21 protein-coding genes, 1 tRNA gene, 2 pseudogenes and 1 riboswitch are annotated in these 24,935 nt (G+C 63.1%); of the genes and pseudogenes, 14 read left to right on the top strand and 10 right to left on the bottom strand.

Going from position 1 to position 24,935, the window contains the following annotated elements; genetic code table 11:
• Positions 1-745 precede the first annotated feature (745 nt).
• The gene (gene ppk2, locus ACHMW7_RS25380; protein ID WP_395448177.1) at positions 746-1,684 is read right to left on the bottom strand and encodes a polyphosphate kinase 2; all 939 of its coding nucleotides are present in this window, start codon (positions 1,682-1,684) and stop codon (positions 746-748) included.
• Between the two features lie 98 nt (positions 1,685-1,782).
• On the opposite strand from ppk2, the gene ACHMW7_RS25375 reads away from it, so the two are divergent.
• The 5 genes and pseudogenes from ACHMW7_RS25375 (at position 1,783) to ACHMW7_RS25355 (ending at position 6,103) form a co-directional block, all read left to right on the top strand.
• Positions 1,783-3,060: an ATP-binding protein gene (locus ACHMW7_RS25375; RefSeq protein WP_395448176.1), complete on the top strand. Its 1,278-nt coding sequence runs from the start codon at positions 1,783-1,785 to the stop codon at positions 3,058-3,060.
• A gap of 140 nt (positions 3,061-3,200) precedes the next feature.
• Entirely contained in the window at positions 3,201-3,470 is a 270-nt protein-coding gene (locus ACHMW7_RS25370) for an autorepressor SdpR family transcription factor (RefSeq protein WP_395448175.1), read from the top strand.
• Positions 3,467-4,117, top strand: a complete 651-nt coding sequence (locus ACHMW7_RS25365) for an SdpI family protein (protein WP_395448174.1) — start codon at positions 3,467-3,469, stop codon at positions 4,115-4,117. The genes ACHMW7_RS25370 and ACHMW7_RS25365 overlap by 4 nt, the downstream gene beginning before the upstream one ends.
• A 157-nt stretch (positions 4,118-4,274) precedes the next feature.
• Positions 4,275-5,001: pseudogene (gene phoU, locus ACHMW7_RS25360) on the top strand (phosphate signaling complex protein PhoU).
• An 88-nt stretch (positions 5,002-5,089) separates the two neighbouring features.
• Positions 5,090-6,103, top strand: a complete 1,014-nt coding sequence (locus tag ACHMW7_RS25355) for a magnesium and cobalt transport protein CorA (RefSeq protein ID WP_395448173.1) — start codon at positions 5,090-5,092, stop codon at positions 6,101-6,103.
• A gap of 110 nt (positions 6,104-6,213) precedes the next feature.
• On the opposite strand, the gene ACHMW7_RS25350 is transcribed toward ACHMW7_RS25355, so the two are convergent.
• Positions 6,214-6,732 carry a GcrA family cell cycle regulator gene (locus ACHMW7_RS25350; RefSeq protein ID WP_395448172.1) on the bottom strand — a complete coding sequence of 173 codons (519 nt, stop codon included), beginning with the start codon at positions 6,730-6,732 and terminating at the stop codon, positions 6,214-6,216.
• Between the two features lie 353 nt (positions 6,733-7,085).
• Here ACHMW7_RS25350 and ACHMW7_RS25345 point away from each other — a divergent pair.
• The 3 genes and pseudogenes from ACHMW7_RS25345 (at position 7,086) to ACHMW7_RS25335 (ending at position 10,315) form a co-directional block, all read left to right on the top strand.
• Positions 7,086-8,280 (top strand): annotated as a pseudogene (locus tag ACHMW7_RS25345) (aspartate aminotransferase family protein).
• Between the two features lie 15 nt (positions 8,281-8,295).
• Positions 8,296-9,213: an ornithine carbamoyltransferase gene (argF, locus tag ACHMW7_RS25340; RefSeq protein WP_395448171.1), complete on the top strand. Its 918-nt coding sequence runs from the start codon at positions 8,296-8,298 to the stop codon at positions 9,211-9,213.
• A gap of 109 nt (positions 9,214-9,322) precedes the next feature.
• A complete protein-coding gene (locus ACHMW7_RS25335) occupies positions 9,323-10,315 on the top strand; it encodes an Hsp33 family molecular chaperone (protein WP_395448170.1) in 993 nt (330 codons plus the stop codon).
• Between the two features lie 60 nt (positions 10,316-10,375).
• Here the strand turns inward: ACHMW7_RS25335 and apaG are convergent, their stop codons facing one another.
• Positions 10,376-10,768: a Co2+/Mg2+ efflux protein ApaG gene (gene apaG, locus ACHMW7_RS25330; RefSeq protein WP_395448169.1), complete on the bottom strand. Its 393-nt coding sequence runs from the start codon at positions 10,766-10,768 to the stop codon at positions 10,376-10,378.
• A gap of 190 nt (positions 10,769-10,958) precedes the next feature.
• Here apaG and ACHMW7_RS25325 point away from each other — a divergent pair, with 190 nt between their 5' ends.
• Positions 10,959-11,891 (top strand): DUF6454 family protein, encoded by a 933-nt coding sequence (locus ACHMW7_RS25325; protein ID WP_395448168.1) that lies wholly within the window; start codon positions 10,959-10,961, stop codon positions 11,889-11,891.
• 54 nt (positions 11,892-11,945) lie between these two features.
• Here ACHMW7_RS25325 and ACHMW7_RS25320 read toward each other — a convergent pair whose 3' ends face one another.
• Positions 11,946-13,139, bottom strand: coding sequence for an O-succinylhomoserine sulfhydrylase (locus tag ACHMW7_RS25320; RefSeq protein WP_395448167.1), 1,194 nt, complete (start codon positions 13,137-13,139; stop codon positions 11,946-11,948).
• A 40-nt stretch (positions 13,140-13,179) separates the two neighbouring features.
• Positions 13,180-13,257, bottom strand: a riboswitch (SAM riboswitch).
• Positions 13,258-13,398: 141 nt separating this feature from the next.
• Between ACHMW7_RS25320 and ACHMW7_RS25315 the strand changes: the two genes are divergently transcribed.
• Together ACHMW7_RS25315 and ACHMW7_RS25310 are read left to right on the top strand one after the other, a co-directional pair.
• Positions 13,399-14,487 (top strand): 2'-deoxycytidine 5'-triphosphate deaminase, encoded by a 1,089-nt coding sequence (locus tag ACHMW7_RS25315; protein ID WP_395448166.1) that lies wholly within the window; start codon positions 13,399-13,401, stop codon positions 14,485-14,487.
• Positions 14,488-14,594: 107 nt separating this feature from the next.
• Complete coding sequence (locus ACHMW7_RS25310; RefSeq protein WP_395448165.1) at positions 14,595-15,377, top strand: ABC transporter substrate-binding protein; 783 nt, start codon at positions 14,595-14,597, stop codon at positions 15,375-15,377.
• A gap of 134 nt (positions 15,378-15,511) precedes the next feature.
• Here ACHMW7_RS25310 and ACHMW7_RS25305 read toward each other — a convergent pair.
• Positions 15,512-15,585, bottom strand: a tRNA-Gly gene (locus tag ACHMW7_RS25305).
• Between the two features lie 97 nt (positions 15,586-15,682).
• A complete protein-coding gene (locus ACHMW7_RS25300) occupies positions 15,683-17,503 on the bottom strand; it encodes a glycosyltransferase (protein WP_395448164.1) in 1,821 nt (606 codons plus the stop codon).
• A 66-nt stretch (positions 17,504-17,569) separates the two neighbouring features.
• Here ACHMW7_RS25300 and ACHMW7_RS25295 point away from each other — a divergent pair, with 66 nt between their 5' ends.
• Entirely contained in the window at positions 17,570-18,601 is a 1,032-nt protein-coding gene (locus tag ACHMW7_RS25295; protein ID WP_395448163.1) for a UDP-glucuronic acid decarboxylase family protein, read from the top strand.
• Between the two features lie 19 nt (positions 18,602-18,620).
• Here the strand turns inward: ACHMW7_RS25295 and ACHMW7_RS25290 are convergent, their stop codons facing one another.
• Positions 18,621-20,609, bottom strand: coding sequence for a diguanylate cyclase domain-containing protein (locus ACHMW7_RS25290; RefSeq protein WP_395448162.1), 1,989 nt, complete (start codon positions 20,607-20,609; stop codon positions 18,621-18,623).
• A 236-nt stretch (positions 20,610-20,845) separates the two neighbouring features.
• Here ACHMW7_RS25290 and ACHMW7_RS25285 point away from each other — a divergent pair, with 236 nt between their 5' ends.
• Positions 20,846-21,109: a DUF6460 domain-containing protein gene (locus tag ACHMW7_RS25285; RefSeq protein WP_214388160.1), complete on the top strand. Its 264-nt coding sequence runs from the start codon at positions 20,846-20,848 to the stop codon at positions 21,107-21,109.
• Positions 21,110-21,147: 38 nt separating this feature from the next.
• Here ACHMW7_RS25285 and ACHMW7_RS25280 read toward each other — a convergent pair whose 3' ends face one another.
• Positions 21,148-22,044: a histone deacetylase gene (locus ACHMW7_RS25280; protein WP_395448161.1), complete on the bottom strand. Its 897-nt coding sequence runs from the start codon at positions 22,042-22,044 to the stop codon at positions 21,148-21,150.
• Positions 22,045-22,163: 119 nt separating this feature from the next.
• Here ACHMW7_RS25280 and ACHMW7_RS25275 point away from each other — a divergent pair, with 119 nt between their 5' ends.
• Positions 22,164-23,522: an MATE family efflux transporter gene (locus tag ACHMW7_RS25275; RefSeq protein WP_395448160.1), complete on the top strand. Its 1,359-nt coding sequence runs from the start codon at positions 22,164-22,166 to the stop codon at positions 23,520-23,522.
• On the opposite strand, the gene ACHMW7_RS25270 is transcribed toward ACHMW7_RS25275, so the two are convergent.
• Together ACHMW7_RS25270 and ACHMW7_RS25265 are read right to left on the bottom strand one after the other, a co-directional pair.
• A complete protein-coding gene (locus ACHMW7_RS25270; protein WP_395448159.1) occupies positions 23,498-24,574 on the bottom strand; it encodes a quinone-dependent dihydroorotate dehydrogenase in 1,077 nt (358 codons plus the stop codon). The genes ACHMW7_RS25275 and ACHMW7_RS25270 overlap by 25 nt on opposite strands.
• Positions 24,571-24,918, bottom strand: coding sequence for a DUF952 domain-containing protein (locus ACHMW7_RS25265; protein WP_395448158.1), 348 nt, complete (start codon positions 24,916-24,918; stop codon positions 24,571-24,573). Before ACHMW7_RS25265 ends, ACHMW7_RS25270 begins: the two co-directional genes overlap by 4 nt.
• Positions 24,919-24,935: the final 17 nt, after the last annotated feature.

The raw sequence follows: 24,935 nt of genomic DNA, 5'->3' as shown, positions 1-24,935 counted from the left end.
GCGGTGCGGGGTTCATGGCTGCGCTCCGGCCCTCGACTCGCGTAGCGCCTTGAGGGGCGAGACGCAATTTCACTTGCGCCGTGCGACCAGATGGCCGCGCGACATGGTTGTCCAGCAGAAGCTTTAACGTCACGATTGCCGTCAGGCAAAGCGATTGTGTGGCTATGCACGACAGGCATCGCAAGCTCGCGACGGAGTATGACAATTTGTCTTAATTAGTCGGCGTCTCACCCATTCGGGGCATGGCCTCGGCGATCCCGATATGCATAATTGCCGTGGGGAATTGCAGCATGGGGGTGTTGCAATGGAACTGGACCGGTCGCCTTGGGGAGGATGCACGTTCGCGTGCGAGCTGTTTGATGCAGCTGGCGTGGCTTGGTTCGATTACTGTCGTAGTATCCAAATTTGCGGCTCGCAGGCCGTGGGTGCGTGATGGTTGCGCTCGACTCCAGTCACGCGACCATCCGCCCCGCTTTTTCTGCATCCGGCCTGCCCCCTGGTCAGCCATGGGGCGTTTGGCAGACGCGGCTTGTCGCCCTCGCCATAACAAGCGTGATACTGGGCTGTTTCTGCTTCTTGTTCCTGGGCTGGCTGGTGCTTGCGCCGAAAGAGCGCTGTGGCTTCTGTGCCTGTTCACGCCGGTGTATTGGACCATGTTGTCATGGGCCGCATGGTGCGCCTTCATCGAGCAGTGGCGGCGTCCGCACCATTGGGCGAAGACGCCGCATCGCACGGCGCGGGCCTTCTAGTCCTTCAGGAACTTCATGCCCTCGGCGATGATCTTGCCGTCGGGCCTGCCGACTGCGTCGAGATCGCGCCCTTCATAGGGCAGTGCGCGCAGGATATGGCGGATGACGGCGATGCGGCTGCGCCTTTTGTCGTTGGCCTGGACGACGATCCATGGCGCATGCTGGGTGTGGGTCTTTTCGACCATCAGATTGAGCGCGGTGGTGTAGTCGTCCCACTTGCTGATGCCGGCGATGTCCATCGGCGAGAATTTCCAGCTTTTGAGCAGGCTGTGGCGCCGGTCGTGGAAGCGTTTGAGCTGCATCTCCTGGCTGATGTCGAGCCAGAACTTGAAGAAATGGATGCCCTCGTTGACGACCATCTTCTCAAAGCTTGGCGTCTCATCGAGAAACTGCCGATGCTGCTCGGGCGTGCAAAAGCCCATCACCGGCTCGACGCCGGCGCGGTTGTACCAGGAGCGGTCAAAGGTGACGAACTCGCCCGATGTCGGGAACTGGGCGACGTAGCGCTGATAGTACCATTGGCCGCGCTCGGTTTCTGTCGGCTTGGTCAGCGCGACATTGCGCGCAGTACGCGGGTTCATGTATTCGCGCACGGCAGCGATGGTGCCGCCCTTGCCGGCGGCGTCGCGCCCCTCGAACAGGACCAGCACGCGCTTGCCGGCGGCCTGCATCCAGGCCTGAAGCTTGACCAGTTCAATCTGCAGCCGTTCGAGCGTCTGCTCGTATTCCTTTTGCGGCAGCTTGTCGTCATAAGGGTAATGGCCCGACGTCAGCGCCTTCTTGTCGATCCAGTCCGGCAAGGTTGGGTCGTTGATGTCGAAGCTGCGCTCGTCCTTGCCGATCTTGATCTCGACAGGGCCGACTTTTGGCACGGCATCCACCTTCACCGCCGCGCCGGCGGCGTTGTCCTTCTTGCTTTCCTTGTCTTTTTTCATGACCTCGGCACCTTTCCAGCTCGGCAAGTCATGCTATTGGGTGGCTTGGGAGCGGTCCAGAGGCTTCTTGAAGGCGCTGTCGCGTCGGAAATTTTCGCATGGCAGAGACCACCACGCAGACGAAGGCAAGGCGGACGGCACGGCTCAGGGCCGGCCGGCTGTACCAGAACCGCTGGATGCTCGCCGCCGCGATCCTCGCCGTTGTCGCCGTTCATGCCTTCGGTGGCACCTCCACTGCCTTCGCGCTTGCGGCCATTGCCGCGTTGGTGCTGTTCGCATTCGTTGCGCCACGCACGCCAGCGGCACGCCGGCTCGCGGACGCCAGCGCGCGGGTCGATCGCTCGCCGCTTGACCGGCTGTCGGGCGAAAAGCTGGCGGCGGCGGTCGCCGATCCGCTGATCATCTTCGATCGCGACGGCACGGTGGTGCACGCCAACGCCGCCGCCGAAACCGCCTTCGGCGCGATCAGGCCCGAATTGCCGCTGCTGCTGAAATTCCGCGCCCCCGAGATGCAGGCGCTGATCGAGGCGGTGCTGGCCGGCGAGGGCAACGGCCAGACGACCGACTATGTCGAACGCGTGCCGTTCGAGCGCGTCTATCGCGTTGCCGCCTCGGCCGTGGGGCGCGGCACGGGACTGTTCGTGCTTGCCTTCAAGGACCAGAGCGAGGCGCGCCGCATCGACCGCATGCGCGCCGACTTCATTGCCAACGCCAGCCATGAACTGCGTACGCCGCTCGCTTCCATCGCCGGCTTCGTCGAGACGTTGCGCGGCCCGGCCCGCAACGACCCCAATGCGCGCGACCAGTTCCTGCAGATCATGCAGAACCAGACCGGGCGCATGGCGCGCCTGATCGATGATCTGTTGTCGCTGTCACGGCTGGAGATGAAGCCCTATCTCAAGCCCGGTGTTCGCGTCGATTTGCGCCAGACGGTGGAAGCCGTCATCGCCTCGCTGGGCCCGCTGGCTGGCGAGACGGGCGTGGTGATCGAGCGCGATTTCGCCGACGGGCCATTCGAGGTTCGCGGCGATCGCGACGAACTGTTCCAGGTGTTCCAGAACCTGCTCGAAAACGCCTGCAAGTACGGCCAGTCGGGAGGACGCGTGCAGGTGACGATGCAGCGGACGGGGCAAGGCAGCGACGCCGAGCTCGAGGTCACCGTCCGTGATTTCGGTCCGGGCATTCCGGACGAGCATATTCCGCGCGTCACCGAGCGTTTCTACCGCGTCGATGTCGAGACCAGCCGCGCCCAGAAAGGCACCGGCCTCGGCCTGTCGATCGTCAAGCACATCCTGACCCGGCATGGCGCGCGGCTGTCGATCCGCTCCAAGCTGGGCGAGGGCGCAGCCTTCACCGTGCATTTTCCCGCCACCTGAACGGCGAGCCGTCTCGCCACGAACCAAGCCCGATCATCAGCCTTGGATGCAGGTGACGCATTGTGCTGAAATCATTCGTCTTGACTCTAATTAGACGATTGTCTAATTAAAGCCATTCGACACAAATCAGCGGTGGCCAGATGGGCATCAACGCGGTCTTCGAGGCTCTTTCACATCCGGTCAGGCGCAAGATCCTGGCGCTGCTCAAGAGCGGGCCGCTGAGTGCTGGCGAACTGGCCCGGCATTTCGACCTGACCAAGCCGACATTGTCGGTGCATTTCAACAAATTGAAGGAGGCCGCGCTGGTCGCCGTCGAACGGCGTGGCACGAGCCTGATCTACCATCTCAACACGTCGATCCTTGAAGAGGCCCTGTCTGGGCTTCTCAGCCTGAAGGACCAGGAAACATGAACCAGGCTTTGTTTTCGCGCGTCAACCTCGCGCTTGTCGCGGCCCTCGTCGCCGTCACGCTCGCCGGCTATCTACTGGTGCCAGCCGAGATGCTGTTGCCGATCCACTGGGGGCCGAGCGGTGAACCAGACGCGTTCTGGCCGCGCAACACGGCCCTGCTTTTGGCGCCGGCGGCAGTGGTAGCGTTGTCGCTGCTGCTCGCTTTCATTGGCGGCCGCGTGGCCCCGGAGCAAATGGCGTCGAGCAAGCATGCCTTTGCGACGCTCATACCGGCCATGACGGGGCTGATGCTGGCGATCCAGGGCTCGATTGTCCTGATCGGCCTTGGTTATCCCGACCAGATGGTGCGCGTCATCACGCTGTCCCTCGGCGTCATGCTGATGCTGCTGGGCAATATCATGCCCAAGACGCAGCCCAATGCCATCGCCGGCGTGCGCTTGCCATGGATCATGAACGACCCCGCCCTCTGGCGTGCCACGCAACGGCTCACCGGCATGTTGTTCGTTGCCGGCGGTATCGTGCTCGTCGCTTGCGCAATAGTGGTTCAGCACCCGACCTGGCTGATCGTTGCGCTGCTTGCAGCCTTCCTGGTGCCGCTCGTAGTCGGCAGTTTTTACAGCTATCGGCTGGCCCATCGCACGCGGTGATCGCGCCGAAGCCGGCAAAATTGTATATTGGCGGCGCTGCCAATGCGGATTTCGCTAAATGCTTCTGCGGTTTCTTTTTTCCGTCATGCGGCTAGCGTAAAGCGCTAGATTCAGGATCACGATTCCCGAACGGGGACCGACGAAAGAAAATTCGGCCATGCAGTCACAACACATTGTCAGTGCCTACGACGACGAACTGAAGTTCCTGGCGAGGAAGATCGCCGCGATGGGCGGCCAGGCCGAGCGCATGGTCGACCAGGCGATCGCCGCACTCGTCAATGCCGACCCGGCTCTTGGCCAAAGGGTGATCCAGGACGACGTCGTGCTCGACGAAGCCCAGCGCGAGATCGACGACAAGGCGATCCTGATCATCGCCAGGCGCCAGCCGATGGCCACCGACCTGCGCGAAATCATCGGCGCGATCCGCATCTCGGCCGACCTCGAACGCGTCGGCGATCTCGGCAAGAACATCGCCAAGCGTGTATCGGCGGTGGCCGAAGGTCGGCAGCCGAACAGCCTGTTCCGCGGCCTTGAGGCGCTGGCGGAATTGGCGCTGACCCAGCTCAAGGAAGTGCTCGACGTCTATGCCTCGCGCTCGGTCGAGCGCATCGGCTTCGTGCGTGATCGCGATGAGCAGATCGACGCCATGTACACCTCGCTGTTCCGCGAGCTTTTGACCTACATGATGGAAGATCCGCGCAACATCACGCCGTGCACGCACCTGCTGTTTTGTCGCCAAGAACATCGAGCGCATCGGCGACCATGCCACCAACATTGCCGAGACGATCTACTACATCGTCACCGGCGAACAGATGCCGCCCGAACGGCCGAAGGAAGACAAGAGCCATCGCGTGACGTTGTCGGGCGAAGGCAAGGCTGGATGAGCCCGGGCAAACGGGCTTCTGCCTGCGCCGTGGAAGGTTTAGACTGACGATCTGATCAGGCGAGGCTCAAGCTTCGCAGGGGTGCAGTATGACCGAACTTGCCAGGAAGTTCGACAAGGACCCCGAGCTGGAAGGCGGCGTCGTCGCGTCCAGCGTCTATTTCGGCGGCCGCCGCATCGCCGATATCCCCATTGAAGAAGCCGGCAACTGGGCGGCCAAGGAAGGCCACGTCGTCTGGATCGGCCTGTTGGAGCCGGACCGCGAGTTGCTGCTCAGGGTGCAGCGACAGTTCAACCTGCACGACCTCGCCATCGAGGATGCCGAGCACCCCCACCAGCGCCCGAAGATCGAGCAATATGGCGATGCGCTGTTCATCGTCGCGCGCACGGCCCAGCTGGTGCAGGGCCGGGTCAATTTCGGCGAAACGCACATGTTCGTCGGCAAGGGCTACATCGTCAGCGTCCGCCACGGCGTCTCTACGTCCTATGCGGCGGTCCGCCAGCACTGGGAATCCTGCCCGTCGGCGCTGGCCAAGGGCGAAGACTTCATTCTCTACGCGATCCTCGATTTCATCGTCGACAACTACATGCCGGTGCTTGAGCAGATCGAAGAGGAGGTCGATGTCATCGAGGACGGCGTGCTGGCTAGGCCGATGACGTCGAAGGACATCGAGCGGCTCTATATGCTGCGCCGCGACCTGCTGCGCCTGCGCAATGCCGCGGGACCGCTTGTCGAGGTCTGCCGCCGCCTGACCAGCGCCGATCTGCCGCAATTGCGCCCGGCGATGCATCCGTTGTTTCGTGACGTCACCGACCACATCCGCACGGTGCTGGAGAAGGTCGACAATCTGCGCGAGGTGCTGGCCTTTGCCTTCGAGGCGAGCCTGCTGGTCGGGCAGAGCCAGGAAACCGCAATCGCCAAGAAGCTGGCCTCCTGGGCGGCGATCCTGGCGGTGCCGACCGCGCTCGCCGGCATCTACGGCATGAACTTCAACGACATGCCGGAGCTGCATTTCGAATACGGCTATCCGACCGTGCTGGTGGCTATCGTGACCATCTGCTCGATCCTCTATTGGCGGTTCAAGAAGAACGGTTGGCTGTGAAAGGGCGAAATAGCGAATAGTGAGTAGCGAATAGAGAAAGGGCCCCGGAACACTTGCGATCCGAGGCCCTTCCAATTTGTACTATTCGCTATTCGCTATTCGCTATTCGCTCAGCGCGAGCGGCGACGCTCCGAAGCCGGCTGGAAGGCGATCTTCGAGTGGTAGCCGCAATAAGGCCCGCTCTCGCCGGCTTCGTTGCCGCAGAAGCTGAAGTCTTCGCTCAGCGGATCGCCGTTCGGCCATTTGCAGGTCCGCTCGCTGAGCTGGACCAGTTGCAGGCGGCGCGAGATCGGCACCACGACATTCTCCACCGGGCGGATGTAGTGCCGTGCAACCGGCTCGACGTCGAACTGCGCCTGCAGCGCCGTGGCGCCGATGCTGGCGGTCACGGTACGCGTTGCGGTCACGGTGCGCTGCACCGATTTGGTCGCGGTCGTTGCCTGCGTCGTCTTCTTTTGGCGCGCCGGTGCCGCCGTGGCGCGGCCGCGGCTCGACAGCTTCAGGCGGTGAACCTTGCCGATGACGGCATTGCGGCTCACGCCACCCAATTGTGCTGCAATCTGGCTCGCGCTCAGACCTTCAGACCACAATTTCCTGAGAAGTTCGACCCGCTCGTCAGTCCAGTTCATGAGACAGTGCTCCTGATTTAACGCGCAGAATTCGGAATCGTTTTCCGTCCCGGCAAGCCGGGTGGACACCACATCTATTCGGTGAATATGTCCGCCGCACGAAATCTAGTTATTTCTCAATTACAATTACCGATGCGCCGAGTCCGTGACAAGAGTCGCGGGGGCTTTGCGATTCGGTTTTTACGGTTTTCCCCAACTTGCCGACGTAACGTGGCTACATGGCAACGAGTGGGTTGGATTGCATCGCCCTAAGCGACGTTTTCGTTGACTTCATGGCAGAAAAACCTGATATAGCCGCAGGCCGCCGCTCTGAGGCGGCTTTTTGATTTTTTCCGGGTTCGGAGAGACATATAATGAGCGGATCGGCGCTTTTCGAGACGTTTGCTCGTGCACCTTTGGCTTTCGAGCGAGGTGAGGGCTCTTGGCTGATCACCGAGAACGGCGAGCGATATCTCGATTTTGCTGGTGGCATCGCGGTCAATTCGTTGGGCCACAGCCATCCGCATCTCGTCGAGGCGCTGACCGAACAGGCCGCCAAGCTGTGGCACGTCTCCAACCTGTACCAGATCCCCGGCCAGAGCCGGCTGGGCGAGCGCCTTGCCGAGAACTCCTTCGCCGACCGCATCTTCTTCACCAATTCCGGTGCGGAAGCGCTCGAATGCGCGATCAAGACCGCCCGCCGCTACCAGTATGTCAACGGCCATCCCGAGCGCTACCGCGTCATCACCTTCGAGGGCGCCTTCCACGGCCGTACGCTGGCGACCATCGCCGCCGGCGGCCAGGCCAAATACCTCGAGGGTTTCGGTCCGAAGGTCGAAGGCTTCGATCAGGTCGCCTTCGATGACATCGATGCGGCAGAGAAGCTGATCGGCCCCGAGACGGCGGCGATCCTGCTCGAGCCCGTGCAGGGCGAAGGCGGCATCCGCCCGTTCCCCGACGCAGTCGCTGAAGCGCCTGCGCCAGCTGTGCGACAAGCACGGCCTGCTGCTGATTTTCGATGAGGTCCAGTGCGGCATCGGCCGGACCGGCAAGCTGTTTGCCCATGAATGGGCCGGCGTGAATCCCGACCTGATGGCGATCGCCAAGGGCATCGGCGGCGGTTTCCCGATGGGCGCCTGCCTTGCCACCGAAGAGGCTGCCAGCGCGATGACCGCTGGCGTCCATGGCACGACCTTTGGCGGCAATCCGCTCGCCATGGCGGTCGGCAACGCCGTGCTCGACGTCGTACTCGAAGAAGGCTTCCTTGACGAAGTTAGCCGCAAGGCGCTGCTGATCAAGCAGGGTCTCGCCGCCGTCGCCGACGAATTCCCCGACGTGATCGAAGGCATCCGTGGCTCCGGCCTGATGCTTGGTCTCAAATGCACCATGCCCAACACCAAGGTGAACATGGCGTTGCGTGACCAGAAGCTGCTTGCGGTGCCGGCGGGCGACAATGTGATCCGCCTGCTGCCGCCGCTGACGACCAGCGACGCGGACATCCAAGAGGCGCTAGCGCGCGTTCGCGCCGGAGCTGCCAGCCTCTCCAAGGCCGCCGCCAGCGGCGGCTGAACCCAAGGAAGTTACATGACCAGCGGGATTCGCCATTTCACCGACCTCTCGGCACTTTCCGGGAGCGACCTTCGCGGGATTTTCGACGACGCGGCGGCACGCAAGGCGCGCCTGAAAGCCGGCGAACGATCGAAGCCGCTGGAGGGCAAGGTGCTGGCAATGATCTTCGACAAGCCGTCGACCCGCACGCGCATCTCGTTCGACGTCGGCATGCGCCAGCTCGGCGGCGAAACCATCATGCTGACCGGCACCGAGATGCAGCTTGGTCGTTCGGAGTCGATCGCCGACACCGCCAAGGTGCTGTCGCGCTATGTCGATGCGATCATGATCCGTACCACGGCGCATGACCGGCTGATCGAGCTGACCGAAAACGCGACCATTCCCGTCATCAACGGCCTGACCGACGACACCCACCCGTGCCAGCTGATGGCCGACATCCTGACGTTCGAGGAACATCGCGGGCCGGTGCGCGGCAAGACCTTTGCCTGGACCGGCGACGGCAACAACGTGCTGCATTCGCTGCTCGAGGCCTCGGCCCGCTTCAGCTTCAATGTCAATATCGCGGTGCCTGAAGGCAGCGAACCGGAAGAGAAGTACATCGACTGGTCGCGCGCCAATGGCGGCAAGGTCATGATCACCCGTTCGGCCGAGGATGCGGTGCGCAACGTCGATGCGATCGTCACCGACTGCTGGGTGTCGATGGGCCAGGAGCATCGCGCCCGCGGCCACAACGTGTTCCTGCCCTATCAGGTCAATGCCGACCTGATGAAGCACGCCAAGCCCGACGCCCTGTTCATGCACTGCCTGCCGGCCCATCGCGGCGAGGAAGTGACTGACGAGGTCATCGACGGCCCCAACTCGGTGGTCTTCGACGAGGCGGAAAACCGGCTCCACGCCCAGAAGGCCGTGCTCGCCTGGTGCCTGGGCGCTTGAATGCCTGATCAGCCGCTCCTATCTGGTGCGGGATCACACATTTGCACGTTATTCTGCGACCCTCGGCAGGCCGATAGGTCGCGGAAACCATTTTACGGGATAAGTTCCAGTGGCTGAGATCGAACGCAAGCTCGGCGAATATGGGTTCGCCGGTGACGACCATGTTGTTCCATTCGCGGTGGAGCCGCTCGACGTGCGCGGCCGCACCGTCCAGCTTGGCCCGCTGCTCGACCAGATTCTTGAACGGCACGACTATCCGGAACCGGTGGCCAGGCTTCTGGCCGAGGCCTGCGTGGTCACGGTGCTGCTCGGTACATCGTTGAAGTTCGAAGGCAAGTTCATCTTCCAGACCCGCACCGACGGGCCGGTGGACATGCTGGTCGCCGATTTCACCACGCCGCATTCGCTGCGCGCCTATGCGCGCTACGATGCCGACCGGGTCGATGCGGCGATCGAGGCCGGCATGACCGCGCCCGAAGACCTTCTGGGCAGCGGCGTCCTGGCGCTGACCATTGACCAGGGCGAGCACACCACACGCTACCAGGGCATCGTCGAGCTCAACGGCATCACGCTCGAAGAGGCGGCGCGCGCCTATTTCCGCCAGTCGGAGCAGATCCCGACCGAGGTAAGGCTTTCGGTGGCAAAGCTTGTGCTTCCGGCCGAAGGCGGCCCGCGCGAGCATTGGCGCGCCGGTGGCCTTCTGGCGCAGTTCCTGCCTGACTCACCCGAGCGCCGGCGCGTGGCCGACATCCATGGCGGCGACGGCGACGAGCGCGATGTGGCAGCACACCCCGACGACAATTCCTGGCAGGAACTCCTGGCGCTGGTCGGAACCATCGAGCCGACCGAGTTGATCGACCCGACAGTTGGCACCGAGCGGCTTCTCTACCGCCTGTTTCACGAACATGGCGCAGTCGTCTACGAGGGTGTGCGTGTTGCCGACGAATGCTCGTGCTCGAGCCAGAAGATCAAGGGTATCCTGCAGGGCTTCACGGCCGAGGAAATCACCGAGAGCGTCGAAGACGGCGTTATCCGGGTCGCTTGCGAGTTCTGCTCCAAGTCCTACGAGTTCGATCCCGCCGAGTTCGCACCGGTCCAGTAACTCCATCTGGCTACCGGAGCACGGCCTTGAAAACCGGCGCCCGGTTTTCGGGCTCATGCTCTAGTTCAGCCTGTGACGCGCGCCGGGTAGATCCAGTGAAAAGGCGGGAATGGCGATGTCGAACATCTCGCCTGCTTCGGTGCGCATGGTGTAGCGCCCGACCATGATTCCCGATGGCGTTGAGAGCGGGCAGCCCGACGCATATTGATAGCTGTCGCCTGGATTGAGTTCTGGCTGGTCGCCGACGACGCCTGGGCCCTGGACTTCCTCGACCCGGCCAGTGGCGTCGGTGATGTGCCAGTAGCGCGCCAAAAGCTGGACGAACTCGTCCGAGTTGTTTTCGATGGTGACGCGATAGCCCCAGACATAGCGGTTTTCCGAGGGCTCGGAACGCTCCTCCAGGTAAAACGGCTCGACCTCGACCGCGATGTTGCGGGTGATTGCGCGATACATATGCTGCGCTCCTTGGCCTGCACGACGACAGAGTCCGCCGCGCAGGGCGGCGGGTCAACTGGCGTTAGACGAATTCACACCAATTGTGATGAGGCTGTGGCGGATTTCACGTCAACGACGCATCGGCGTCACCCCGCTGTCATGCCACAAGGCCAGTTTCTGCGTCATCCAACGACAAGGAATCTCAGCCATGAAACGTCTCATCGCCCTTCTTTTCGCCTCGGCCTGCCTTGCCGGCACAGTTGCCCATGCGAACGATCTGGCAAGCGGCATCGAAAAGCTGACCAGGGGCACCGAGTGGCAGCTGGTCAAATCTCCCAGGCTGGAGTTCGACACCTTCCACCCCCAGGGCTTCGCGCGTGTCGGCGATGCGCTGTTCATGTCGTCCGTCGAGATCATCGAACGGACCAAGAAGTTCGAGGCACCGCAGAACGGGCTCGACCGCGACGAGGGCAAGGGTGCCGGCCATCTGTTCAAGCTCGATGCAAGCGGCAAGCTTGTCGGCCAGGTCAAGCTCGGCGACGGTGCGATCTACCATCCGGGCGGCATCGACTATGACGGTCGCTGGCTGTGGGTGCCGGTGGCTGAATACCGGCCGAACAGCAAGTCGATCATCTACCGCGTCGATCCGGAAACCCTGGAGGCGACCGAAGTCTTCCGTTTCCCCGACCACATTGGCGGTATCGTCTCCGATCCCGAAAACGGCATGCTGCACGCCGTCAGCTGGGGGTCGCGCCGCTTCTACAACTGGAAGGTCACGGAGGATCTGACGGTGCCGGATGCGGCGCTCGACCCGGAGAAGACACGCACGCTCAATCCCTCGCACTACATCGACTATCAGGATTGCGCGCTGGCCAAGCCGGGCCAGGCCGTCTGCACCGGCCTCACCGAATACCGCCCGGGTCCTGACGGGCAGGTCTTCCGCCTCGGCGGCATCGAAACAGTCGATCTCAAGGATGGCCGCCCGCTGTTTCAGATGCCGATCCAGATCTGGACGGAAAAAGGCAAGTCGATCGCCGGCAATCCGGTGCTGATCGAAAAGACCGAGACGGGCCTGCGCCTGACGGCGGCCCCGGAAGACAACGAGACCAAGCTCTACGTCTACGAAACCAAGCTGCCGTAAGACGGATTGAGGCGGGCGGCGCTCCGGCATGCGGAGCGCCGTACATCTGTAGGCTTAGCGGGCCGCCTTCAACGCATCGCCGATGTCGTTGAGCAGGTCGTCGGCGTCTTCCAGGCCGACCGACAGGCGCAGTGTGCCGTCGTCGATACCGAGTTCGGCGCGAGCCTCGTCGGTGAGGTTCTTGTGCGTCGTCGTCGCCGGATGGGTGATCAGGCTCTTCGAGTCGCCGAGATTGTTCGAGATCAGGATGATATTGAGCGCGTTTTCGAAGGCGAAGGCCGCCTTCTTGCCGCCCTTGACGTCGAAGCAGATCAAGGTCGAACCGCCCGACATCTGCTTCTTGACGATGTCGGCCTGCGGGTGGTCGGCCCGGCCCGGATAGATCAGGCGCGACACTTCAGGACTTTCGGCCAGGAAGTCGGCGATCTTGCCGGCGGACTCGGTCTGCTGGCGCACGCGCAGTGGCAGGGTTTCGAGGCCCTTGAGCAGCGTCCAGGCGTTGAAAGGCGACAGGCTCGGACCGGTGTGGCGGAAATAGTCGTGCAGATTCTCGTCGATCCACTTCTTGTCCGACAGGATCACGCCGCCGAGGCAGCGGCCCTGGCCGTCAATGTGCTTGGTCGCCGAATAGACAACGATATGGGCGCCGAGTTCGAGTGGCTTCTGCTGCATCGGGGTGGCGAAGACGTTGTCGACGACAAGCCGCGCGCCGATCGAATTGGCAAGGGCTGCGACCGCTGCAATGTCGACGACTTCGAGCGTCGGGTTGGTCGGGCTTTCCAGGAAAAACAGCTTGGTGTTGGGCTGGACCGCCTTTTCCCAGTTCTCGATCAGCGTACCGTCAACCAGCGTCGCCTCGATGCCGTATTTCGGCGCCAGCGTCTCGACCACCCAGCGGCAGGAGCCGAACAGCGCGCGGGCGGCAACGATATGGTCGCCGGCTTTCAGGCCGCACAGGATGGCGGCCGTGACCGCTGCCATGCCCGAGGCCGTGGCGCGTGCGTCTTCCGCGCCCTCGAGCGCGCACATGCGCTTTTCGAACATGTCGACGGTGGGGTTGGCGTAGCGCGAATAGATGAAACCCGGGCTCTCTCCTTTGAAGCGGGCTTCGGCACTTTCGGCGCTGTCATAGACATAGCCTTGGGTGAGGAAGATCGATTCCGAGGTTTCGCCGAAGCCGGAGCGGAGGGTTCCGCCATGGACGAGGGTGGTCTGGGGTTTCCAGTTACGCTGCTTTTCGGAGCTCATAGCCAAATCCAAATACAAAAAAACCGGTCGCGAAGTCGCAACCGGTCCATCGACGGCCCTTTAGCGACTTGTTTAACGTGGCTGCAAGCCGACCGGCCAAATCACCACGGGATAAATGTCCTTTAGACCCGCAGCCTGCTTGCGTCAATCGCGGGGTCGACTAAACGTTTTGGGCCACGCACATGACCCCGAACATGGTCGGGATCCAGCGGCCTTGGCTCACCATTTGGGCTGGTGGCGCTGCAGAGGAGTGAGGCAATTGCGGCAGTCGGGCATACTTCCGGACCAGGATATCGCGGCGCTGTTTGCGTCGGGCGCGCTCACGGCGCCGCCGCTCGACGTCGGCCAGATCCAGCCGGCGAGCCTGGATCTCAGGCTGGGCGCAACGGCATTCCGCACCCGCGCCAGCTTCCTGCCGGGCCCCAATTCGCTGGTCTCGGAAAAGCTCGACCGGCTCAAGCTGCACGAGATCGACCTGACCAACGGTGCGGTGCTGGAAACAGGCTGTGTCTATATCGTGCCGCTGCTCGAAAGCCTCGCGCTGCCGGCCGAGATTTCGGCCTCGGCCAACCCGAAGAGCTCGACCGGCCGCCTTGACATCTTCACCCGCGTGATGACCGACCGCGGCCAGGAGTTCGACAAGATCCCCGCCGGCTATGCCGGCCCGCTCTATCTCGAAGTCAGCCCGCGCACCTTCCCGATCGTCGCGCGCAAGGGCTCGCGCCTGTCGCAGATCCGTTTCCGCAAGGGCAATGCGCTGCTGTCAGAAGCCGAATTGCATGCGCTGCATCTGTCCGACCGTCTGGTGGCCATCGACCCGCCGAACATTTCAGGCGGCGGCATAGCGCTCTCCATCGACCTTGCCGGTGCGCCGGGCAGCATTGTCGGCTACCGCGGCAAGCACCACACCGGCCTCGTCGACGTCGACAAGCGCGCCGCCCAGAAGGTCGTCGATTTCTGGGAGCCGATCTACAATCACGGTGCCGAGGAACTGGTGCTCGATCCCGACGAGTTCTACATCCTGGTCTCGCGCGAGGCGGTGCATGTGCCGCCGCTCTACGCTGCCGAGATGACGCCGTTCGATCCGTTGGTTGGCGAATTCCGCGTCCACTATGCCGGCTTCTTCGATCCCGGTTTTGGCCATTCCAGCGCTGGCGGCACCGGCAGCCGCGCCGTGCTCGAGGTGCGCAGCCACGAAGTCCCCTTCATCCTCGAGCACGGCCAGGTCGTCGGCCGCCTGGTCTACGAGCATATGCTGGCGCGCCCCAAGGCGCTCTATGGCACTGATCTCGGTTCCAACTACCAGGCCCAGGGGCTGAAGCTTTCCAAGCATTTTCGCATGGACTGACCTTACGTCATGGTGCGCAGACCTCAGTCTGCTTGTCCATTTCCGGCCGCTGTGCTTGGCTGGAGCCAGGACGCTCGCATAAGGGCGCCTGGCAAATGGAGAGGACCATGCAGATTTCGTGGAAATTCGCATGCGCTGCGTCGCTGGCAGCGCTGTTGTCGACCGCTGGCGCAACTTGGGCGCAGGATGCCGCAAAACTTAAGATCGCCACCGAAGGTGCTTACCCGCCCTTCAACAGCCTGACCGCCGACGGCAAGCTGATCGGCTTCGACGTCGATGTCGCCAACGCGCTGTGCGCCCAGATGAAAGTCGAGTGCGAGATCGCCGCCCAGGATTGGGACGGCATCATCCCGGCGCTGCAGGGTGGCAAGTTCGACGCCATCGTTGCCTCGATGACCATCACCGACGAGCGCAAGAAGCAGGTGCTGTTCACCAACAAGTACTACACAACGCCGCTGGCGCTGATCGCGGCAAAGACCTCCGACCTGACCTCGCCGGAGCCTGATGCGCTCAAGGGCAAGACGGTGGGCGCCCAGGCGTCGACCACCCAGAGCATCTATGCCGAGGACCACTACGCCAAGGCAGGCGCCGACGTGAAGCTCTATCCGACGCAGGATGAGGCCGTGGCCGACCTGACCAACGGCCGTCTCGATGCGGTTGTGGCCGACAAGTTCGTGCTGGTCGACTGGATGAAGACCACCGGCCAGGATTGCTGCAAGATGATCGGCGATCTCAAGGGCACCGAGTCCGAGACCGGCATTGCCGTGCATCTGGGCAATGAGGCCCTGCGCGATAAGCTCAACGCGGCCATCGACGCCATCGTCAAGGACGGCACCTACGCCAAGATCAACGCCAAGTATTTCGACTTCGACATCTACGGCGCCGATTGAGGGTAAAGGCTGAGAAACCAGGCCGGGCGCGCTTTGCGTCCGGCCTTTTTTGTTTCTGGGGTACCGTAAGACTGGCTGTAAAACCGCCAGCCCCGGCGATGTTCAGATGAGGCGCAATGTCTTTTTGGAAAAGCTGGAGCGGGTAGCGGGAATCGAACCCGCGCGTTCAGCTTGGGAAGCTGACAGGCTACCATTACATCATACCCGCGCGGGCATCTGGTTAGCATCAGCGTTGCTGAACGGCAATCGGGAAACGAGGTGTCCACGCGACCGCGCACGCAATTCGATGCTCTGGCTGAACGCTGCTATTTTCGTTTCTGCAGTATCGCGCGTGCTCTCCGGAGCCGGGACAGCGCCATCTCGCCATAGGCACGTGGCTTGAGCTTGCCGCCGAAGCCGGCGCGCAGGATCTTGCGGGCCTGGCTGCCGGAGTAGCGCGCGAGGATTTCGCGGCAGAATACGCGCGAACGGAACTGGACTGCGAGCTTTGGCGCGTTGGCCAAGAATATCTCGAACACCTTTGGGTCGCCGTAGAACCTGCGCAGCCGTTTGGGTGTTTCGCGGGTGATGAGGTCCAGCACTGACCAGAAGCCACCGTCGAGCATCCAGACATATCTGACTGCGTTGGCCATGAGAAAATCGATGTCCGTCAGCGTCGCTTCGTGGGCGAGCCGATAGTACTCCGGTGTTCCAGACCGAAGCCAAGGTGAGCTTTCATGGTTCGAGAACGCGTTTTCGCCGTGTAACCTGTAGCCCGACAGGACGATATCGATGAGCGCGCTGCCGCCAAATCCATGGCACATGAAGTTGAAGTAGCCGTCCGCCGAACGCATATATCTGGGCTCGCCGCCGCGCCGGACCAGCCGCAGTTGAGATGCACGATACATGTTTGCCGTGCCAGGGCTCCAGTGCCAGCCGGTCGCCGACTTCGGGACAAGCACTGTCCGCGCGGACAGATGCTGGAATACCTGGTGCGAGACAGTCGGCAGGCGCAGTGTTGACGCCTCGGGGTGCAAGTTTCGTGTCTGGCTGTTGATGGTGACGCTGCCGCCGGCGGCGGCCAGGATGTTTCCGAGCGCGTCCATCTCCGCGACGCTCGAGGATGTGAAGGCAACGCTCTGCCGAAGCGCCAAGTGAGCCTGGACATGCATTGAAGCGTAGGTCGACAGCAGCACATCGTCGGCGTCGACGAAGGTGACAAAGCCGCCCTTGATCTTGTCCAGCGACCAGAAGGCCGCGCCGAGCTGGCCCAGGTTTTCCGGCAGGTTCTCGACCGTGAAGCGGCTGTCGCCAGCGACATGCCTGGCAATCACCTCGGCACTGTCGTCGGTTGAGCCGTTGTCGATGACCAGGCACTCGAAATTCGCGTAGTCCTGCGCCTTGATGGAGTCGATCGTGGCGCCGACGTAGCGGGCATAATTCCAGGAGATGACGACGAAGCTGACCAGCGGCGGCTTGATCGCCGCGCCTGACAGTTCGTTGACGCTGCGTCCGCCGATGGTGAAATCAGACCCCGCATGCGGATCCGGAGCTCGGGTCTTGCGGATGATCACCTGGTAGTCCTGGTGCAGGAACTCGTACTCTCCGGCCCTGGCTAGGAGAAAGGCGTCGATGCCAGCTTTCGGGCGCTCGGTCGCGGGCTTGGTGGGCTGCCATTGATAGTCGTCGAGGATCATGATGCCGCCTGACACAAGCAGGTCCCAGCTTTGCTGGGCATCGGCGAAGGCGGCTGCCGCGTGATGGTCGCCATCGACATAGACGATGTCGAAACGCCGGGCTGCGCGCTGCAACTCCGACAAGGCGTCGATCGAGAAGGCCTTCAGCTTTTCGAGCCGATGGGCAAATGGCCGCGTGTTGGCGTCAAAACGGGCCTCGACGTCGGCCATGTCGGTGTGATGGCGCGCACCGACTGTTTTGTGCTCGATACTGCCTTCGAATGTGTCGATGCAGGTGAGGTGACAGTTTGGCAGGAACTGCAGGAAAAACACCGCCGAGCGGCCTTCGAACGAACCGATTTCCAGAACCTTCACAGGCTCGTCCGATCGGTCGCGCAAATGCTGTTCCCAGACGGGAATGTGACGGGACGTCCAATCCCAACTGAAGGCCTTGCCGTCGAAGTAGTTCATTCGGTCGCGCCTATTGGCCTGGAAATGGTGAGCTTGTAGAAACATGCAAGACATTGCATGGACCTGATGTCTATAGCGAAAGCAGAGGCCTACGTGCATCCGGAAAAGCGGATACTGGTAACAGGCGGAGCCGGCTTTGTTGGCTCCTATCTCTGCGAGCGGCTGCTGGAAGCTGGGGCGCACGTCTTGTGTGTCGACAATTTCTACACCGGGGCACGCAGCAATGTCGCGCATCTCGATGCCCATCCCCGCTTCGAGCTGATCGAACACGATGTTTGCGTGCCGTTGCATGTCGATGTCGACGAGATCTACAATCTGGCCTGTCCGGCATCGCCGATCCACTACCAGCGCGATCCGGTCCAGACCACCAAGACCAGCGTGCTCGGCGCCATCAACATGCTCGGCCTCGCCAAGCGTCTCGGTGCCAGGGTACTTCAGGCGTCGACATCGGAAGTCTATGGCGACCCGGCCATCCACCCCCAGGACGAGACCTACTGGGGCAACGTCAATCCGATCGGGCCGCGCTCCTGTTACGACGAAGGCAAGCGCTGCGCCGAAACGCTGTTCTTCGACTACCGGCGCCAGCACGGTCTGGAGATCAAGGTCGCCCGGATCTTCAACACCTATGGGCCGAGGATGCAGCCCAACGACGGGCGCGTCGTGTCGAACTTCATCATCCAGGCCCTGAAAGGCGAGAGCATCTCGATCTTTGGCGACGGCGCGCAGACGCGCTCGTTCTGTTATGTCGACGATCTTGTCGACGGCCTGATCAAGCTGATGGCCTCGCCCAAGGATTTCACCGGTCCCGTCAATCTGGGCAATCCCGAGGAGTACTCGATGGTCGAGCTGGCCAATGCCGTGCTGTCGAAGACCGGCAGCACGTCGCGGCTGGCGTTTTTCCCGCTGCCCGAAGACGACCCGAGGCAGCGAAGGCCAGACATCACCCTGGCCGCCGGGCTGGGCTGGCAGCCAACAACGCCGTTGCAAGTTGGTTTGCAGCGAACGGTCGCCTACTTCCGAGACCTGATGACCGCGCAGCGGCTGGAAAGGGAGGGCAACGTCGACGCTGCCAGCGCCACCGTGGCGGCCGCCTCCTGAGTTCGAACGGGTACCTGGCCTAGGCGCGGCCGTTGTTGCGTTCAGCCGTCTCCTTCGTCGGATGCGCCGCGCCGCCTCTTGCAGCGAGCTGCGCCATGCCGACCAGCAGATCGTGTTGATCGAAGAAGCAGACGCGTCCGCGGCCTTCCTGCTTGGCGCGGTAGAGGGCCTCGTCGGCGCGCTTGAAGTAGGTGCCGCTATCGGCACCATCGCCAATCAAGGTAACGCCGACGCTGGCGCCAATGGTAATGGCGTGGCCGCCAATCTCATAAGGGGCGCAGAGCGCCTCGACGATGCTGCAGCCAAGCGATACCGCCGCATCGGGCTGCAGGCGCTCGTTCTGGATGACGGCGAACTCGTCGCCACCGAGGCGCACGAGGCAATCTACCTCGGCGACACAGCCGCGTAACCTGTCGGCAACCGCGCAAAGCAGCGCATCGCCAACCGGATGGCCAAGTGTGTCGTTGACCTGTTTGAAAAGGTCGAGGTCGAGGCACAGCAACGCGCCGGCCTTGCCATCTCGGGCATTGGCCAGCGCCTCTTCGAGTTGCTGGCGAAACAAGGTGCGATTGCCCAGGCCTGTCAGGGTGTCATGGTGCGCCAGGTGGGCGATGTCGGCCTGGGCACGTTTACGCTCGTCTATATCCTCGAGAAGCCCGACCCACTCGATGATCCGTCCGTCCTGGTCGAGCACCGGCGAGCCTTGCGAGCGAACCCACAGCCAGCGTCCGTCGCTGACCTTGAGGCGAAACTCGACATCCAGCGGCTTGGCTTCCGCAAGCGCCTTGCTCCAGGCCGCCGTTGTGTTGGGGCGGTCTTCGGGATGGATGGCGCTGGTCCATTCCTGGCCTTCGACCTCGCTTTCCGGCCTGCCGGTCAGTTGTTCCCAACCCGTGGCGAGGCCAGCGCCGCCGTCGCCGTCGCGTCGCCAGAGCACGATGGCGCCGGTTTCGGCTATGGTGCGATAGCGCCGCTTTTCGTTGCGCAGCGAGCCCTCGGCGCGCGCGAAGCTCTCGCGCAGGGTCTCGAATTCGCGAATGGACGATGGCGTTACGGAAGCCGTATCCGTTTCCTTTCCGTCCGCTATGGCATTGCTGTAGCGCGCCAGGGCCTGGACCGGCTGCAGGATGCGGGCGCCGAGCCAGATCGCGGCGCAAATGGCCAGCAGGACGCTGGCGGCTGCCCCAAGCAGCAGATTCAGCATCGGGTCGCGCCAGCGCGCATCGAAGACGCTTGTCGACTCGCCGACGATGATCACCCAGCCCGGAGTTCCCGCCAGCTTCTGGAACGACAGGACGATCGGCAAACCCTCGATGGTCTTGGCCTCGAACAGTCCAGCGTCGGTGCCAAGCGCCTTGAGCTTCGGCCAATCCGGCGCGACCTGGCCGATGAAGCGGTCGGCATCGCGGGAACGCGCCAGGATGCGGCCGTTGCCGTCGGTCACAGCCACCAATATGTCGGTCAGCGAGCGCTTGCCGCGCTGCAAGGTCAGGATCAATTCCTGCGGCGAGGTCGACATGACGAATGCCGCTGCGCCGCGCTCGGTGGCCGGTGCCGGAACGGCCAGCACCAGGCGCGGCTTGTTGTCGGTGGTGAGCACGTTGGAGACGACGTTTGCGCGCCCGCTGATGGCCGAGAGCGCGGCGTCGGCTGCCGCACGCGACCTGGCGCGCAAGGCCTGGATGCGATCGCTGGAGACCGTCATCACGGTGCTGTCGGCGCCGAACCCGGCCAGGTCCGCCTCGCCAAGCGCAGTTATGTCTGTTTCGCGGTGCTGGGCCAGGACAGCCATGGTGCCAAAGCGGCTGTCCAGTTCACCCTCGATGGCATTGGCGAGCGTCCGCGCGGTGTCGTTCAATCGCGCGACGGCCGAGTCCTTATAGGCCGTTCCGGCGGACCAAACGGCGATACCCGACACTGCAACGACAGGCACCAGACAGGCGAGCGCCAAGGCCACGAGATAGCTATTGAGACCGCGCTGTCCTCGCCATTTTTTGTCGATCCCCACCGTGCGCTCAACTCCCGACCATGCGCGTCAGCCCAGCGGCCAACGATCCATCAGAAGGTGCTCATCACCTGAGAATGTTTTCCAAATAGTCAACGCGGAGGTATCGTGCCGCGTGAAATATCAGCCGGCCATATGACGCGCAGGTTGTGCGTTGCGCGGAAATGGCTGGGCCGCACCTTGATGCGTGCGGAGTTATCACGATATCCCTGTCAGGCTAGAATTGCAGGAGACTGAACTTGTCCGGATTGGCGCGTTTTCTCGGAGACACCCCGCTCAGGGTGTTCATCAAGCTCCTGGTCATCTCCTTCCTCGTCGGCATCGTCATGAGCGCCTTCGGCTGGTCACCTTTCGATGTGCTCTACGGCATTCGCGATTTCTTTGTCGACATCTGGCGCATGGGCTTCCGCGCCATCGACCGCTTCCTCGGTTATTTCCTGCTGGGTGCGGCAATCGTCGTGCCGGCCTTCATCATCCTCAGGCTGTTCAGCTACCGCAAATAACGATCTTCCCCGTTGAGCATGGTCTTTCCAGATCATGCTCAGGCAAAGGCGCTTGCCGTTTCGAACAGGATCGCGTGGCGCGCCGCAAGTGCCGCGACGTCGGTCGCATAGCCACCGCCGATCACGCCGCACAGCGGCACGTCGGCCGCGCGAAAATGCTCGATGACGAGGCGTTCGCGCCGGCGCAAACCGTCGTCGCTCAGCGCAAGACGGCCGAGCCGATCCTCGCGATGAGGATCGACACCGGCATTGTAAAAGACGATGTCCCAGCCGCTGTGATCTGGCAGCCGCGTCAGCGCGCCGGCGAGGGTCTCGAGATATGCTTGGTCGCCGATCTTGTCAGGCAGGCCGATGTCGAGGCTGGAGGCGACCTTGCGTATTGGATAGTTCTTCTCGGCATGCATCGAGAAGGTGAAGACGTTGGGGTTGCCGGCGAGGATCTCGGCGGTGCCGTCGCCCTGGTGCACGTCGAGATCGACCACCAGGATGTTTTCGACCAGCCTGTCTTCGAGCAGCGCAAGGGCTGCGACCGCAACGTCGTTGAAGGTGCAGAAGCCGGCACCCTGGGCGCGCCGGGCATGGTGGCTGCCGCCGGCGGCGTTGCAGGCGATGCCGTGGCCAAGCGCCAGATGCGCGGCGAGCAAGGTGCCGCCGGCTGCCAACTGGGCACGGCGCGACACGCGCTCGCAGACGGAAAAGCCGATCTCGCGCTCGATGTGGGGCGGCACAGTGCAGGTCAGCACCTGATCGACATAGTTCGCGTCATGGGCCAGGCGCAGATGCCGCGGCGCGATGACCTCGGGCCGGTTGAGCCCGCCCGTCAGGCCGAGGGTCTCGAGCCGCGCCATCAACTGGGTGTATTTGCCCATCGGAAAGCGGTGGTCGGCCGCAAAGCCGGCGTCATAGTCGGGGTGGCTGACGATCTGAAGCGGCATGGAGGAGTACTGAACCAGGGGAGCAAAATCGATTGGAGTCGCAACTTAAATGGTTGCGGGCGCTGGGGAAACGGGGGCATGTGCCCGAACGGGAGATTCGGCAACTGGGAGGACTTTCGTTGGAATACGCATCGCCAGAGGGCCGCGTGACGCCTTTTTCCGTCACCAACCGCTCGGTGCTGGCGATTGCCGTACCAATGACCCTGGCCTACCTGACCACACCCTTCATCGGCCTTGTCGGCACCGGCGTTGTCGGGCAGTTCGGCGACGCTGCCCTGCTCGGTGGGCTTGCAGCGGGCGCCGTTGCCTTCGATGTGGTCTTCACCAGCTTCAACTTTCTCCGCGCCGGTACGACGGCACTGGTGGCCCAGGCGTTCGGCCGTGGCGACGCGGCCGAAGAGCAGGCGATCTTCTGGCGCGCCGTGGTGATCGCATTGATCGCCGGCATCGTGCTGGCGCTGACGGCACCGCTGACCTCGCTTGCCGGGCAGTGGTTCATGTCGGCCGAGCCGCGCGTCAGCGAAACACTCGACCATTACGTCCGCATCCGCATGCTTGGCGCGCCCTTCGCGCTGATCAACTACGCCATCCTCGGCTACATCCTCGGGCGGGGCGAGGGCAGCTTCGCGTTGTTCCTGCAAGCGACGCTCAACGGCGTCAACATCGTGCTTTCGATCATGCTCGGATTACACTTCGGCTGGGGCGTCGAAGGTGTTGCCTGGGCTGCGGTTGCCGGCGAGGCGGCCGGCATGCTCATCGGCATTGCGGTTCTCTTGCGGCGCTTTGGCCGCGAGCCGAAACTGGCGCGTCAGCGCGTCTTCGATGCGGCCGCGTTCCGGCGGCTGTTCGTGCTCAACCGCGACATCATGATCAGGTCGCTGTCGCTGCTCGTCGCCTTCGCGCTGTTCACGCGCCAGGGCGCCCAGTTCGGCACGGTGACGCTTGCGGCCAATGCGGTGCTGATGAACTTCTTCATTGCCGCCGGCTTTTTCCTCGACGGCTTCGCCGCCGCCGCCGAACAGCTTGCCGGCCGTGCCGTTGGCGCGCGCTACGAGCCGGCATTTCGCAAGGCGGTCTATCTCTGCTCGATCTGGGGCTTTGCGCTGGCCGGCAGCATGACGGCGGCGCTGCTGATCTTCGGTGCCGACCTGATCGCCCTGATCTCGACAGCCGAGGACGTCCGTGCTGCAGCGATCGCCTTCCTGCCTTGGGCGGCGTTCACCGCGCTGAGCGGCGTGCTCGCCTTCCAGATGGATGGCATCTTCATCGGCGCCGCCTGGTCGCGCGACATGCGCAACATGATGGTGATTTCGCTGCTGGTGTTTGTCGCAGCACTGCTGGTGCTGCCTTCGACCTACGGCAATGCCGGGCTATGGGCGGCACTCCACCTGCTGCTGATCGTGCGCGGCCTGTGCCTGCTGGCGATCCTCAAGCCGCGGGCGCGCGCGACGTTTCAGAGCGATGCCGCCGCCCACTGATCGAGCTTGCTGTCGCGCAGTTCGGAGATGCCGTTGAGCCCTTCACGGGCCGCAAACTCGGACATGCCACGCACGATGCGCGCCGGCAGCGACGGGCCGGCATAGACCATGCCGGTGTAGAGCTGGACGAGGTCGGCGCCGGCGCGGATCTTTTCCAGCGCCGTCTCGGTTGAATCCACGCCACCGACGCCAATGATGGCGCGCTGCGGGCCGAGCAACTTGCGCATGCGCGCGAGCACAGCGGTCGAACGTTCAAACAGCGGCTTGCCCGACAGGCCTCCCGTCTCGCCGGTATGTGTCGGGCTGCGCAGTGTCGGCCGGGCGATCGTGGTATTGGAAACGATGACGCCGTCGATGCCCTTTTCGGTCACTTCGGCGGCGATGTCCTCCAGCTCCGCCTCATGCAGGTCCGGCGCGATCTTGAGGAAAATCGGAACCTGATGGCCGGCTTCCGCGCGGGCGATCATGACGCTGGCCAGCAACTCGGCCAGCTGCTCACGTGCCTGCATGTTGCGCAGGCCGGGCGTGTTGGGCGAGGAGATGTTGACGGTGAGATACGAGGCATGGCGAGCGAAACGCTTCACGCCGCTGACATAGTCGCCGATGCGGTTTGTGCTGTCCTTGTTGGCGCCGATGTTGACGCCAACGATGCCGGGCCGGCCCGTGCGGGCGATCAGCCGCTTCTCACAGGCATCATGGCCTTCATTGTTGAAGCCGAGCCGGTTGATGACGGCGTCGTCCTCGACGAGGCGGAAGATGCGCGGCTTGGGATTGCCCGCCTGCGCCAGCGGTGTGACCGTGCCAACCTCGGCAAAGCCGAAACCGAGGCCGAGCAAAGCGTCGGGTACTTCGCCGTTCTTGTCGTAGCCGGCGGCCATGCCGAGCGGGTTGGGGACGTCGAGACCGGCGACCTTAACCCGCAAGCGGGCGTCGCGCGGGGCGCGGCCGCCGACTGGCAGGCCGCAGCGCAGCGCCTTGATCGACATGCCGTGCGCTGTCTCGGCATCAAAGCTGAACAGCAGATGTCGGCCCAGACGGTCGAATGCGCTCATGCTTCAAGCTCCGGAAAATCGTGGGCGCCGTCGGCCTTCAGTGGCAGGGGGCGAACCCATTTGGCAGCACTGGTCTCAAGCGGCGCGTAAAGATGCGGAAACAGCGCGCCGCCACGCGAGACTTCGTATTTGAGCGCCGGGCCGAGGCGCTCCGCGTCGATGGCGACGAGCAGCAGATTGTCCTGCCCGGCGAAATGTTTCGCGGCCGTCTCGACGGCCTGCTCGGCGGTCGAGAAATGGATGAAGCCGTCGGCGAGGTCGATCGGCGCGCCTTCGAAAATCCCGCTCCGTTCGGCTTGCCGCCACATCGGTTCGGGGCAGATCTTGTAGATGGTTTTCGTCATATGGGCGCTATAGGCTG

Origin of the sequence: Aminobacter sp. UC22_36 (assembly GCF_044056035.1) — a bacterium.
In the GTDB taxonomy this organism is placed as follows: Bacteria; Pseudomonadota; Alphaproteobacteria; order Rhizobiales; family Rhizobiaceae; genus Aminobacter.
The sequence above is the reverse complement of the archived record's forward strand: the minus strand, read 5'-3'. Positions and strand labels throughout refer to the sequence as shown.

Bases quoted from the DNA above. Each gene is read 5' to 3' on its own strand.
- apaG (WP_395448169.1), bottom strand. From the start codon at position 10,768: ATGTATCGCGCAATCACCCGCAACATCGCGGTCGAGGTCGAGCCGTTT.
- ACHMW7_RS25350 (WP_395448172.1), bottom strand. From the start codon at position 6,732: ATGAACTGGACTGACGAGCGGGTCGAACTTCTCAGGAAATTGTGGTCT.
- ACHMW7_RS25355 (WP_395448173.1), top strand. From the start codon at position 5,090: ATGACCGAACTTGCCAGGAAGTTCGACAAGGACCCCGAGCTGGAAGGC.
- ACHMW7_RS25295 (WP_395448163.1), top strand. From the start codon at position 17,570: ATGTCTATAGCGAAAGCAGAGGCCTACGTGCATCCGGAAAAGCGGATA.
- ppk2 (WP_395448177.1), bottom strand. From the start codon at position 1,684: ATGAAAAAAGACAAGGAAAGCAAGAAGGACAACGCCGCCGGCGCGGCG.
- ACHMW7_RS25370 (WP_395448175.1), top strand. From the start codon at position 3,201: ATGGGCATCAACGCGGTCTTCGAGGCTCTTTCACATCCGGTCAGGCGC.
- ACHMW7_RS25365 (WP_395448174.1), top strand. From the start codon at position 3,467: ATGAACCAGGCTTTGTTTTCGCGCGTCAACCTCGCGCTTGTCGCGGCC.
- ACHMW7_RS25375 (WP_395448176.1), top strand. From the start codon at position 1,783: ATGGCAGAGACCACCACGCAGACGAAGGCAAGGCGGACGGCACGGCTC.
- ACHMW7_RS25320 (WP_395448167.1), bottom strand. From the start codon at position 13,139: ATGAGCTCCGAAAAGCAGCGTAACTGGAAACCCCAGACCACCCTCGTC.
- ACHMW7_RS25270 (WP_395448159.1), bottom strand. From the start codon at position 24,574: ATGAGCGCATTCGACCGTCTGGGCCGACATCTGCTGTTCAGCTTTGAT.
- ACHMW7_RS25325 (WP_395448168.1), top strand. From the start codon at position 10,959: ATGAAACGTCTCATCGCCCTTCTTTTCGCCTCGGCCTGCCTTGCCGGC.
- ACHMW7_RS25310 (WP_395448165.1), top strand. From the start codon at position 14,595: ATGCAGATTTCGTGGAAATTCGCATGCGCTGCGTCGCTGGCAGCGCTG.
- argF (WP_395448171.1), top strand. From the start codon at position 8,296: ATGACCAGCGGGATTCGCCATTTCACCGACCTCTCGGCACTTTCCGGG.
- ACHMW7_RS25280 (WP_395448161.1), bottom strand. From the start codon at position 22,044: ATGCCGCTTCAGATCGTCAGCCACCCCGACTATGACGCCGGCTTTGCG.
- ACHMW7_RS25300 (WP_395448164.1), bottom strand. From the start codon at position 17,503: ATGAACTACTTCGACGGCAAGGCCTTCAGTTGGGATTGGACGTCCCGT.
- ACHMW7_RS25265 (WP_395448158.1), bottom strand. From the start codon at position 24,918: ATGACGAAAACCATCTACAAGATCTGCCCCGAACCGATGTGGCGGCAA.